Source organism: Streptomyces sp. NPDC050738, from assembly GCF_040654175.1.
Taxonomy (GTDB): domain Bacteria; phylum Actinomycetota; class Actinomycetes; order Streptomycetales; family Streptomycetaceae; genus Streptomyces.
In genome coordinates this window covers 264122-276219 of record NZ_JBFAHN010000004.1, presented here as the reverse complement: position 1 = coordinate 276219, position 12098 = coordinate 264122, and the positions used below count along the sequence as shown (strand labels likewise).

At 73.4% G+C, this 12098-nt stretch carries 8 protein-coding genes; 2 read left to right on the top strand and 6 right to left on the bottom strand.

All coding sequences use genetic code 11. The features are described 5' to 3' along the window. Positions 1 to 30: 30 nt before the first annotated feature. On the bottom strand, positions 31 to 210 hold the full coding sequence (locus tag AB0H78_RS12985; RefSeq protein ID WP_363234405.1) for a hypothetical protein: 180 nt from the start codon (positions 208 to 210) through the stop codon (positions 31 to 33). 272 nt (positions 211 to 482) lie between these two features. On the opposite strand from AB0H78_RS12985, the gene AB0H78_RS12980 reads away from it, so the two are divergent. Both AB0H78_RS12980 and AB0H78_RS12975 read left to right on the top strand, forming a co-directional pair. Continuing rightward, positions 483 to 2543, top strand: coding sequence for an ATP-binding domain-containing protein (locus tag AB0H78_RS12980; RefSeq protein ID WP_363234404.1), 2061 nt, complete (start codon positions 483 to 485; stop codon positions 2541 to 2543). Between the two features lie 75 nt (positions 2544 to 2618). Beyond that, positions 2619 to 4520, top strand: coding sequence for an AarF/UbiB family protein (locus tag AB0H78_RS12975; protein ID WP_363234403.1), 1902 nt, complete (start codon positions 2619 to 2621; stop codon positions 4518 to 4520). On the opposite strand, the gene AB0H78_RS12970 is transcribed toward AB0H78_RS12975, so the two are convergent. The 5 genes from AB0H78_RS12970 to AB0H78_RS12950 are packed head-to-tail and all read right to left on the bottom strand — an operon-like array spanning position 4501 to position 12042. After that, a complete protein-coding gene (locus tag AB0H78_RS12970) occupies positions 4501 to 6009 on the bottom strand; it encodes a peptide MFS transporter (protein ID WP_363234402.1) in 1509 nt (502 codons plus the stop codon). The genes AB0H78_RS12975 and AB0H78_RS12970 overlap by 20 nt on opposite strands. A gap of 37 nt (positions 6010 to 6046) precedes the next feature. After that, on the bottom strand, positions 6047 to 7969 hold the full coding sequence (locus AB0H78_RS12965; protein WP_363234401.1) for an ATP-binding cassette domain-containing protein: 1923 nt from the start codon (positions 7967 to 7969) through the stop codon (positions 6047 to 6049). Further along, positions 7966 to 9708: a thiol reductant ABC exporter subunit CydD gene (gene cydD, locus AB0H78_RS12960; protein ID WP_363234400.1), complete on the bottom strand. Its 1743-nt coding sequence runs from the start codon at positions 9706 to 9708 to the stop codon at positions 7966 to 7968. Before cydD ends, AB0H78_RS12965 begins: the two co-directional genes overlap by 4 nt. After that, positions 9708 to 10718 (bottom strand): cytochrome d ubiquinol oxidase subunit II, encoded by a 1011-nt coding sequence (cydB, locus tag AB0H78_RS12955; protein WP_363234399.1) that lies wholly within the window; start codon positions 10716 to 10718, stop codon positions 9708 to 9710. The genes cydD and cydB overlap by 1 nt, the downstream gene beginning before the upstream one ends. A 28-nt stretch (positions 10719 to 10746) precedes the next feature. Beyond that, the gene (locus tag AB0H78_RS12950; protein ID WP_363234398.1) at positions 10747 to 12042 is read right to left on the bottom strand and encodes a cytochrome ubiquinol oxidase subunit I; all 1296 of its coding nucleotides are present in this window, start codon (positions 12040 to 12042) and stop codon (positions 10747 to 10749) included. Positions 12043 to 12098: the final 56 nt, after the last annotated feature.

Genomic DNA, 12098 nt, shown 5'->3' with positions numbered 1-12098 from the left:
CGACGGTGCACGGACCGTGACTCTAGTGGATCAGTTGCTGTACTCCCCGAGGATGACGACGCTGACGACGGCGGAGGCGAAGACCTTGACGGCGCGCAGCGCGTTGCCGACGGGGCGGGAGGGGCGCGGCTCGGCGGAGACGGCGGTGGCTCCGGCGGCGGTGGCGCCGACGGACTGGCGGGGGACTGGGGTGAGGGTCGCTGTGGTCATGCGTCCATCATCCGTTTCGGGCATTCCCGGCACATCGCTCTACGGTCGTAACCTGCGGTCGCACCATGTCCGTCTCAGGGTGCAGACCATCCCCTAGGAGATGTACGGGAACAGGGCCCCCGCGCCGCGCCCATAAACCGTTGGCCCCGCCACCCACCGGTGGCTAGAATCTCCCCCTTCCCCCGCCGCCCCCTCGGGAGCGTGCGCCAACCGGCAAAAACCGGCTGGCAGCCATGCCGTGATCACCGTCGCACCCGCCCGGAGGCTCCGCAGTGCCCTCGCACGCCCCAGAAGAGACCGACCCGCTCGCCCGCGAGCGCACCCACCTCACCTCCTCCCGCTCCGCACTACGCGCCATGCGCGAGGACGTCCAGTCGCTCGACATCCGCGATGTCACCGCGAACTGGGTCAACGCCGCCGTCCTGGAGCGCCAGATCGAGGACCGGATCAAGGCGCTCGCCGATCTCTCCCACACCCCGCTCTTCTTCGGCCGGCTCGACTACCTCCACGCCCCGGGCGCCGACAAGGCCGAGGGCGCCGAGGGCGAGCGCTTCTACATCGGGCGGCGGCACGTCCACGACGCCGACGGCGACCCCATGGTCATCGACTGGCGCGCACCCGTCTCGCAGCCCTTCTACCGGGCCTCCGCCAAGGACCCCCTCGACATCGCGCTCCGCCGCCGCTTCGGCTACACGGGCGGCGAGCTCACGGCGTACGAGGACGAACACCTCACCGACCCCCAAGAGGCCGCGCAGACCAGCAAGTTGCTCCAGGCCGAGATCGAACGGCCGCGCGTCGGGCCGATGCGCGACATCGTCGCGACGATCCAGCCCGAGCAGGACGAGATCGTCCGTGCCGACCTCGGCGGCAGCGTCTGCGTGCAGGGCGGCCCCGGCACCGGGAAGACCGCCGTCGGCCTGCACCGGGTCGCGTATCTCCTCTACGCCCACCGCGACCGCCTCGCCCGCACCGGCACGCTCGTCATCGGGCCCAACAAGTCCTTCCTCCACTACATCGAGCAAGTCCTCCCGGCCCTGGGTGAGTTGGAGGTCAAGCAGGCGACCGTCGACGACCTGGTCGCCAAGGACGTCGAGATCCGCTCCACCGACCCCGCCGATGCCGCCGTCATCAAGGGCGACGCCCGGATGGCGGAGGTGCTGCGCCGCGCGCTGCGCTCGCACGTCACCGTCCCCACCGAGCCCGTGATGGTGGTGCGCGGATCGCGCCGCTGGCGCATTCCGGCGTACGAACTCGAGGAGATCGTGAGCGAGTTGCTCGCCCGCGACATCCGCTACGGCGCCGCCCACGACGCACTCCCCCAGCGCATCGCGCACGCGGTCCTGGTGCGGATGGAGCAGGCCGGCGAGGCCCCCGACGACCGGGTCCAGGACGCGGTCGCCCGCAACACCGCCGTGAAGGCGGCGGTCAAGGCCTCCTGGCCGGCCGTCGACCCGGCAAAGCTCGTCCTGCGGCTGCTCAACGACGCGGACTTCCTCGCCGAGCACGCCGCCGGCATCCTCTCCCCCGAGGAGCAGAAGACGATCCTGATGCCCAAGGCCGCCCGCTCGGTGAAGGCCGCCAAGTGGTCCCTGGCCGACGCCGTGCTCATCGACGAGGCGAGCGACCTGATCGCCCGTACGCACTCGCTCGGCCATGTCGTGCTCGACGAGGCGCAGGACCTCTCCCCCATGCAGTACCGCGCCGTCGGCCGCCGCTGCACCACCGGATCCGCCACCATCCTCGGGGACCTCGCGCAGGGCACCACCCCCTGGGCGACGGGGAGTTGGGCCGAAGCGCTGGGCCACCTGGGCAAGCCGGGGGCGCACATCGAGGAGCTGACGGCAGGTTTCCGCGTGCCGCGCGAGGTCATCGCGTACGCGTCCCGGCTGCTCCCCCACATGTCACCGGGCCTGGCGGCGGTCTCCTCCGTACGCGAGAACCCGGGCTCGCTCGACATCCGTACGACGCAGGACCTCGACGCGGCCGCGGTGACCGCCTGCCACGACTCGCTCCGCCACGAGGGCTCGACCGGCCTGATCGCGGCGGACGCCCGTATCCCCGCGCTCGCCGAGGCCCTGACGGCCGCCGGCCTGGCGTATCTGAACCCCGGCGAGGAGACGACGGCCGAATCCCGCCTGACGCTCGTCCCCGCGTCCCTGGCCAAGGGCCTGGAGTACGACTACGTGGTCCTCGACGAGCCCGCGTCGGTGGTGTCGGGCGAGCCCGACGAGCGCACGGGCCTGCGCCGCCTGTACGTCGCGCTCACGCGCGCGGTCTCCGGCCTGATCGTCACGCACGCGGCCCCGATGCCGGAGCAGCTGACCGCGGCTTGAGCACGGCTCGAAGGCCGCTCGCGGCGGACTCGACAACTCCCCTGCTCAACGCCCCTGTTGAGTAGCCTCGTCCGCATGTGGACCTTGGGCGCGGCTGTCGGGGCCTTTGTCGTGATCGTGCTGCCCGCGGTGCTGGGGCGGCGGCTGCTGGGGATGGACGCCGGGCTGCTGCGGGTCGTGGCGGCGGGCTTCACCGGGATCGCCGTGTCCGGCTCGCTCATCGGCCCGCAGCTGCAGAATCCGCAGCGCGGGCCGATGCTGCTCTCCGTCATGATCGGTGTGGGGCTGCTGGTCGCCATGGTGGCGCTGGTCGTCCTCGACCTGCTGCTCCCCTCGGGCGGTCCCCGTCCGCTCCAGTGGTTCGGGGCGGTGCGCCGCAGGCTCGCACGGGCCCGCAGATACACCCAGATCGTGCGGATCGCCGGCCGCCACGGGCTCGGCCCCTATCTGCGCGGCCGCGGCCGGGGCGGCGGCCCCACGGAGCTGCGCCAGGCGCTGCAGGCGGGCGGCACCACCTTCGTGAAGCTGGGGCAGTTGATGTCCACCCGGCGCGACATCTTCCCCGAGGCGTACGTCGAGGAGCTGAGCCGCCTCCAGGACCAGGTGCCGCCCGCCCCCTGGGACGAGGTGGAGGCCGTGCTGCGGGAGTGCGCGGGCGGCCCCCTCGACCTGGTCTTCAAGGAGGTCGACCGGACCGCGCTGGCCGCCGCGTCCGTCGCGCAGGTGCACGCGGCGGTGCTGTGCGACGGCACGGAGGTCATCGTCAAGGTGCAGCGGCCCGGCATCAGGGCCGCCGTCGAACGGGACCTGGACATCGTGGAGCGGCTCGCCGCCACCGTGCAGAGCCGCACTGACTGGGGGCAGTCGCTCGGGCTCACCGCACTGGCCAGGGGGTTCGCCGCCGCCCTGCGCGAGGAGCTGGACTTCCGGGTGGAGGTGCGCAACATGACGGCCGTACGCCATGCGGCCGCCGCCCGCGGGGACCGCGGCGTCGTCTTCCCCGAGCCGTACGCGGCCCTGAGCGGCGAGCGGGTGCTCGTGATGAGCCGCATCGACGGCGTACCCCTGGGCCGGGCCCGCCCGTCGGGACCGCAGGCGGCCGAACTGGCGGGCACCCTGCTCCACTCGCTGCTCGACCAGATCATGTACGACGGCGTCTTCCACGCCGATCCGCACCCGGGGAACATCCTGGTGCTGCCCGACGGCAGCCCCGCCCTGCTGGACTTCGGCTCCGTGGGCCGTCTCGACAGCGGGCTGCGGGACGCGATGGCCGGGCTGTTCCTGGCCGTGGAGCGCGGGGACGCGTCGGCGCTGCGCGATGCGCTCCTGGAGCTGACCGACCGGCCCGAGGAGGTCGACGAGCAGCGGCTGCAGCGCGCGCTGGGGCAGTTCAGCGCACGCCATCTGGGCCACGGGTCGGCGCCAGGGATCGAGATGTTCAACAGCCTCTTCCGGCTGGTCGCCGACTTCCGGCTGTCCATACCGCCGGAACTGGCCGCGGTCTTCCGGGCGTTGGGGACCCTGGAGGGGACGCTCACCCGCCTCTCGGCGGACTTCGACATGCTGGCCGCCTCGCGTACGTACGCCTCCTCGCGCCTCTCCCGGCAGCTGGAGCCCGGGACCGCCGGGGACACGGCGCGCGGCGAACTCCTCACCCTGCTGCCGGTGTTGCGCAGGCTGCCGCGCAGGATCGACCGGCTCGGCGGTGCGCTGGAGGACGGCAGGCTGGGGATGAACGTACGGCTGCTCGCCGACCCCCGCGACCGGCGGTTCGTCGGCGAGCTGCTCAACCGGGTCCTGCTGACCTTCCTGGGGATCTTCTTCGGGGCGGCCGGGGTGCAGCTGGTGGGGATCGAGGACGGGCCGAGCGTCACCCCGGACCTGGGGCTCTACCCGCTGATCGGCTACCACCTGCTGGTGCTCTCCGCCGCGGTGGTCCTGCGGACCGTCTACACCCTCACGCGCCCCCTGAAGTGAGCCTGGACGTCAGCGGGTTGCGGGCCAGGACGAGGGCGGCCGCCACGGCGAGCGCGGCAACTCCGAGCGCGAGGAAGTAGCCGGGGCCCGGCACCTGGTCGCCCGACACCTTCAGGGCGTTGCCGCCCACCCCGCCGCCGAGCGCACCCGCCAGCCAGAACAGCGCCACCATCTGATTGGTGTACGTCGCCGGGGCGAGCGCCGTGGTGGCGCTCATCCCGACCGGGGCGAAGGACACCTCGCCCGCGCCGAGCAGCAGGAACGCCAGGACCAGCCAGAGCGGCGAGACCCTGGTGCCGCCCGAGGCGGCGAGCGCGGCCAGCGACATCACCAGGTAGGCAGTGCCCGTACAGCCCATTCCTATCGCGTACTTGACGACGGTCGGGATGCGGTCGCCGCCGCGCCGCCACAGCCGGGCGAAGAACGGCGCGGTCAGCAGGACGAAGAGCGGGACCGCCGCCTGGAACCAGCTGGCCGGGACGGTGTGCCCCAGGACGTCCCGGTCGGTGGACTCCTTCGCGAAGAGCGCGAAGACGGAGCCGCCCTGGAGGAACAGCGCCCAGAACACCGCGGAGGCGAGGAAGATCCAGATGTAGGTCCGCACCCGGGTCCGCTCGGCGGCCGTCAGCAGCGGCTCGCGCAGCAGCCGGCGGAAGCAGATCACCGGGGTCAGTACGCACAACGCCCCGACGAGCGCCATGACATGGGCGATACGGAAGGTCCCGGCGACGGCGTCGGCGCCGTAGCCGAGCACGGCGATGCCGGCCGCCACACCCGTCAGGCGCAGCACCCGCAGCCGCTGGGCCGGGGTCGCGGTGCGCTCCGCCGCCCGCCCGATGTCGCCGAAGTGGCGCTGCCCGCGCACGTATTGGAGCAGCCCCGCCGCCATGCCGAGCGCGGCCAGCGCGAAGCCGAGGTGCCAATCGACGCCCTCGCCGACCGCCCCGACGATCAGGGGCGAGAGCAGTGCGCTGACCTGCACGCTCATATAGAAGATGGAGAACCCGGCGTCGCGGCCGGCGCGGTCGGTGCGTGCGTAGAAGCCGCTGAGCAGGCCCGCCATGTTGGGCTTGAGGAGTCCGGTGCCCAGCGCGATGAGCAGCAGGCCCGGGTAGCAGGCGGTGGCGAGGGGCAGCGCCATCGTCAGGTGCCCGCACATGATGAGGACTCCGCCGTACAGCACGGCCCTGCGGGGTCCCAGGATGCGGTCGCCGATCCAGCCTCCGGGGACGGACGACAGGAAGACCGACGCCATGTAGAGGCCGTAGAGCAGTGCGGCGTCGGCGTGGGAGAGACCGAGGCCGCCGTCGGCGGACGGTTCGGTGGCGTACAGGACGAGCAGGGCGGTCATCCCGTAGAAGCTGAACCGCTCCCAGACGTCGGTGCCGAAGAGCGTGTTGAACCACCGTGGCCTGCCGAGCAGTCCGGCCTCCGGGGAGGGCGGCGCCGGCTTGTGCAGGGCGGGGCGGACGGGGGCGGGGACTGCCATGGCTCCTCCGTGCGTACGGCTCGTACGGTGCGTACGGTCATCCGGTGACGAGGAGAGGCTGGCCCGGGTCTGTCGAGTACGGCTCAAGGACCGCTGCGGGAGCGCCGCGCCGCACGATGCGGCCCGCGTCCATCACCACCACCTCGTCCAGGGCGTGCAGGCCGGCCGTCCGGTGGGTGACGAGCAGCAGCGAACGCCCTTCGGTGGCGCGCAGCACATCGGCCAGGACGGCGTCGGCGGTGGCGGGGTCGAGCGCTTCGGTCGGCTCGTCGAGCAGCAGCAGGGGCGGCCGGGCGAGCAGCGCGCGGGCCAGCACCAGGCGCTGGCGCTGACCGCCCGAGAGGCTGCCGCCGTCGGGGCCTGCCGAGGTGTCCAGGCCGCGCGGCAGCGAGCGGACCCAGTCGAGGAGCCCGGCCTGGCGCAGCGCCTCTTCCAGTGCACCGTCGTCCGCGCCGGGGCGGGCGGGGAGGAGGTTGTTGCGCAGCGTGGTGTGGAAGACGTGCGCGTCCTGGAGGGCTCCGCCGACGGCACGGCGCAGTTGCGCCTCGGGGACGGTGGGCAGCGGGTCGCCGCCGAGCAGGATCTCGCCCCGCTCCGGTTCGACGAGGCGGGCGATCGCCGCGAGCAGGGTGGACTTGCCGGAGCCGCTGGCGCCGATCACCGCTGTCCTGCGGCCGGGCGGGAGTTCGAGGTCGACGCCGCACAGGGCGGCCGGGCCCGACTCCCGGTAGCGGACGTGGAGTTGGCGTACGGAGAGATGGGCCGCGACGGCCGGGGAGGAATACGCGGCGCCCGGCCGGGGGGATTGACCGGGCGCCGCGGGCAAGGGGGCCGGGTCTCGGCCGGCGATCCGTGCGGCCGGGTGGGGCGCCACGTCCCGCACGACATGGTCGGACCCGACGAGCCGGTCGGCGCTCCCGCGCGCCGTTTCCCTTGCACCTTCATGGAAACCCCGGCCGCTCGCGAGGGACTCGCGGCCGGCTCGGCCCGATCGGCCCGATCGGCCCGCCCGGCCCGGCGTGAGCGCCTGCAGTCTGCGGGCGCCCTGGACGATGCCGCCGAGCAGTTGGGCGGCGGCGGGCAGCGGTGCGAGGGCCTCGAAGGACGCCAGGGCGAGCAGCGGCAGCGCGACCGCCCATACGGCGGCGAGCCGCCCGTCCGCGACGGCGTGCGCGCAGACCAGTGCGACGGCGAGGGTGCAGACGCCCTGCACCACGGTCAGGGCGGCCGCGGCGACGGCCGCGAGCAGGGCGGCGCCCCGGTCGTGGGCGCGCAGTCTGCGGGCGGTGTCCTCGGCCGCCGCGGTCTCCGTACGCACCGCCCCGAAGGCCTGGAGGTCGGCGGCCCCGTCCAGCAGATCGCCGCCCCGTACGGCCAGTTCGGCGCGGAGCGCGGCACTGCGGTGGGCTCCACGGGTCGATGCGAGAGCCGTCAGGGCGGGTACGAGCAGGCCGCCCGCGGCCAGCCCGCCGGCCAGGACGAGGGCGGCGGAGGGCGCGAGGAGCGTGGCGCAGAGGAGGGCGGCGGCCGAAGCGAGCAGTGCGCTGAGCGCGGGGACGGCGACCCGCAGCAGGGCGTCCTGCACCAGGTCGACGTCGGCGACCAGGCGCGAGACGGCGTCGGCGTCGCGTACCGTACGGGCGTCCTGGCGGGGGGACTGCCGGGCCAGCGCCCCGAACACCCGGCGGCGCAGGGTCGCGACGGCGGCCAGCGCGGCGTGGTGGCCCGCGAGCCGTTCCCCGTAGCGGAAGAGACCCCGGGTGACGGCGAGCGCGCGGACCCCGACGATGGCGATCGACAGGGTGCCCATGGCGGGGTGTTCGGCGGCCCGCGCGATGAGCCAGGCGGCCGTGGTCATCAGCGCGACCCCGACGAGTTCGGCGGTGGCCGCGAGCAGGGCGGCGGGCGCGAGGCGGGTCAACGGGCCTGCGGTGCGCAGGACATGGAGCAGGGCCTTCATGCCGTCCCGCCCTTCTTCGTGGTGGCGAGTTCGCGCAGGATTCCGCCGTCGAGGTCGAACCTGCGGTCGGCGTCGGCCAGCAGGGCGGGACGGTGGGCGACGACCAGCACCGTGCGGCCCCGGGTCAGCAGGCTGCTCGCGGCGAGCACCGCGGCCTCGCTCTCGTGGTCGAGTCCGGCGGTGGGTTCGTCGAGGAGGACGAGTGGGGCGTCGCGCAGGAACGCCCGCGCCAGGGCGATGCGTTGGCGCTGCCCCACGGAGAGACCGGTGCCGCGGACACCGAGGCGGGTGTCGTAGCGCTGCGGCAGCGCGCAGATGAAGTCGTGGGCGGCGGCGGTGCGCGCGGCCGCCTCGACCTGACGGTCGGTGGCGGCGGGGTCGCCGAGCCTGATGTTGTCGGCGACGGACCGGTCGAAGAGGTGCGGCCGCTGGGGCACCCACCCGATGGACCGCCTCCACAGCTCCGGGTCGAGCCCGTCGAGCTCCTCGCCGTCGATGAGGATCCGCCCCGACTGGGGCCTGACCAGCCCGAGCAGCAGGGCGATGAGGGTGGACTTCCCGGCCCCGCTGGGCCCGGTGAGCGCGATGCGCTCACCGGCGCCGACGGTGAACGAGACGTCTTTCAGGAGGGGTTGGGGCCTTCCGGGCAGGGCGACGGTGACGTGGTCGAACCGGATGGCGGGGTGACCCGTACGGGAATCGGGCGCTGTACGGCCGCCAGGGCGCGTGCCCTGAGCGCCGGGCCCGGCGCCGGCACCGGCGTCCAGCAGCGCGAAGGCTTCGCGGGCCGTGGTCAGGCCCTCGGTGCCCGCGTGGAAGCGGTTGCCCAGGGCGCGCAGCGGCAGGTACGCCTCGGGGGCCAGCAGCAGGACCACGAGCGCCGTCTCCAGGCCCAGCGATCCGTTCAGCAGGCGCAGGCCCACCGGGACCGCGATCAGTGCCACCGAGAGCGTCGCCACCGTGTCCAGTACCAGCGTCGAGAGGAACGCGATCCGCAGCGTGCGCAGCGTCGCCCTGCGGTGCCGGTCGGCCACCTCGCCCACCAGGGCCTCCTGCGCCTCGGCCCGGCCGAACGTCCGCAGGGTCGTCAACCCCCGCAGGGCATCGTGGAAATGGCCGCCGAGCCGCGAGAGCGCCGCCCACTGCCGGGCGGTCGCGTCGCGGGTGTGGAGCCCCACCAGGGCGCCGAAGAGCGGGATCAGCGGCAGGGTGACCAGCAGGACCACGCCGCTCAGCGGATCGTGGGCGAGCATCGCGCCCGCCACCGCCGCCGGCGCCAGCGCGGCGAGGAGCAGCTGGGGAAGGTAGCCGATGAGGTACGGGTCCAGGGCGTCGAGTCCCCGGGTGAGGAGCGTGCTGAACTCGCCCGTACGGGGGGCATGTTGGGCATACGGGCCGCTCCGTGCGGCTGCCCGCAGGAGGTCCGTGCGCAGCCGCAGTTTCACGCCCGCCGCCGCGTGCTGCGCGGCGATCGCCTGGAGCCAGCCGGCGCCGCCGCGCACGGCGACGGCCACCGCCAGCCAGAGGGCTGGGGTGGCCGGGGATCCGGTGCCGGTGAAGGCGTCGGTGAGCAGCGCGGCCAGGGCCAGCGCCTGGCCCACCACCCCGCCCGCCGCGAGGACGGCGGCGAGCAGGACCAGGGCGCCCGCCGGGCGGGCGGACGGCTCGATGCGCAGCAGCCGCCGGCGTATCGCCCGGTCGGTGGGCGGGGCCGCGGGCGGGTCGGCGGGCGCCGCCATCAGAAGTACACCGGTGAGCGCTCGTCGGCCTTCGCGCGGAACGCCCACCACTGCATCGCCTGGAAGGCGAGCAGCACGGGGAAGACGAGCAGCACCACCGGGCCGACCACACTGAGCGTGGAGGGGTCGGCCGCCGCGTGCGCCACCGAGATGTTCTGGGCGCCGGAGACGCTGCTCACCACCGCCTGCGGGAAGTGCGCCACGCCGATCACCGCGACCGGCGCCAGCGCGGCGAGCCCGCTCACGGACCAGGCCGCCCAGCCGCCCCGCGCGGCAAGTCGCGGGGCCAGCAGCAGGGCGGCGAGCGCGAGCACGGTGATGAGCACGGCCGGGACCGGATTGAGCACCCCGTCACGGGAGTTGGTGTCGAGCGCGACGGCCGCCGCCGTCAGCAGCCCGAGTCCCGCCGCGACCGGAGCGAGCCGCGCGCTCAGCTCCTTCGCGCGCGACGCCACCGGGCCTTCGGTGCGTACGGCCAGGAACACCGCCCCGTGCAGGGCGAGCACCGCGACGGCCGTCAGCGCGGAGAGCAGCGGTACGGGGCGCAGCAACACCCCTGCGGTGAGCGGCAGATGGCCGTCCTTCACGGGCAGCGCACCCAGTACGGCACCGCCCAGCGCGCCCCAGGTCACGGCCAGCACCAGACAGGCCAGCTGCACCGCGCCCTCCCATCCCCTGCGCCAGCGGCCGGGGGCCACCCGGCGGCGGAACTGCATCGCGGCCTCGCGCAGCAGCAGCGCGGCGACGGCGAGCACGATCAGTGGGTACATGCCGCTGAAGACGGTGGACTCCAGGCCGGGGAAGCCGCCCAGGGTGATGCCGGCTGCGGCGACCAGCCACACCTCGTTGCCGAGGAAGAAGGGGCCCGTCGCGGCGGCGACGGTGTGCCGGTCCGCGTCGGTCCTGGCCAGGAAGCGGCCGATGACGCCGGTGCCGATCGTGATCCCGTCGAGGACCAGATAGCCGGCGAGGAGCACGCCCAGCAGGGCGTACCAGATGTTGTGCCACATGGTGAGGGCTCCCTGCGTACTCGGTTGCTCAGAAGGTCGGGGCGTCGGCGAGTTCGTCGGCCGTGTCGGGGGCGGCGGGTGCGGCGGCGGGGCGGGCGTCCGCTCCGGGCTCGCGCCCCAACTGCGCGGCGTCGGGCCCGCGCCGGGCGAACTTCGTCAGGAGCGTCCAGTCGGCGATCAGGAGCACGAGGACGAGGAATCCGAAGACGGCCAGCGAGGTGAGGACGGTGCCGGTGGTCAGCCCCGGCGTGACCGCGTCCTTGGTCTTCAGGACGCCGTACACCGTCCAGGGCTGGCGACCCACTTCGCGGAAGACCCAGCCGGAGACGACCGAGATGTACGGAAGGACGAGCGCGTAGCCCAGGAACCGGAGCAGGATCCTGCGCCGGATCAGATTGCGCTTGATCATGAAGGGGAGCGCGACGACCGCGACCAGCATCATGAACAGCGCGGGAATGATCATCACGAACTCGGCGGTCTGCGAGATGCCGGGCGGGAAGTAGTTGTCGGGGCCGAACTTCGCGGTGAACAGGTCGACCGCGGCCTGCGCCCGGTCGGAGCGCGTGCCGTACTTGGTGGGCGTCTGCTTGACCGAGTAGCCGATCTGCAGTCCGCCGAGCGAGGCCGTGAGCAGGACGAGCACCGGGGTGACGGGCAGGGCCAGCTTCATGGAGGTCCAGAAGAACTCCTCGTGCCCTGTGCGCCGGCGCAGGTGCCAGGCGCTGACGGCGATGACGAAGAAGGAGCCGAGGACCAGCGACGCGGAGAGGATGTGCAGCGAGGCCGAAACGGCGTTGCTGTTGGAGAGGAGCTCGCCGAAGCTGGTCAGCACCGCCTTGCCGTCGCGCATCTTGTAGCCGACGGGGTGCTGGAGGAAGCCGTTGGCGGTGAGGACGAAGAACACCGACGCGTACGCGGTGAGCGCCACCAGCCAGAGCAGTACGGTGTGGAGGGTCCTGCCCATCCTGTTCCAGCCGAAGATCCACAGGCCCAGGAAGGTCGATTCGGCGAAGAAGGCGACCAGGGTCTCGACCGCGAGCGGGGCACCGAACACATTGCCCACGAAGTGCGTGAGGCCGCTCCAGGTCAGCCCGAACTGGAACTCCATGACCAGGCCCGTGCCGATGCCGAGGGCGTAGTTGATCACGTAGAGCTGGCCCCAGAACCGGGTCTGTTTCCGGTACGCCTCCTTCCCGGTCACCGCCCAGCGGGTCTGCATCACCACGACGAACGTGACCAGTCCCAGGGTCAGGGCGACGAACAGGAAATGCGCGATGGCGGTGATCGCGAACTGGAGCCGTGCGAGATCTAGCACGTCATCCACGGTGATGGTCCCCTCGGTCGGCGGTGCTCGCCGTCTTGATGTGGGTGGTGGACGGC

Excerpts from the sequence above, each read along its gene's own strand:
- AB0H78_RS12965 (WP_363234401.1), bottom strand. The coding sequence starts at position 7,969 with ATGAAGGCCCTGCTCCATGTCCTGCGCACCGCAGGCCCGTTGACCCGC.
- AB0H78_RS12985 (WP_363234405.1), bottom strand. The coding sequence starts at position 210 with ATGACCACAGCGACCCTCACCCCAGTCCCCCGCCAGTCCGTCGGCGCC.
- AB0H78_RS12975 (WP_363234403.1), top strand. The coding sequence starts at position 2,619 with ATGTGGACCTTGGGCGCGGCTGTCGGGGCCTTTGTCGTGATCGTGCTG.
- cydD (WP_363234400.1), bottom strand. The coding sequence starts at position 9,708 with ATGGCGGCGCCCGCCGACCCGCCCGCGGCCCCGCCCACCGACCGGGCG.
- AB0H78_RS12970 (WP_363234402.1), bottom strand. The coding sequence starts at position 6,009 with ATGGCAGTCCCCGCCCCCGTCCGCCCCGCCCTGCACAAGCCGGCGCCG.
- cydB (WP_363234399.1), bottom strand. The coding sequence starts at position 10,718 with ATGTGGCACAACATCTGGTACGCCCTGCTGGGCGTGCTCCTCGCCGGC.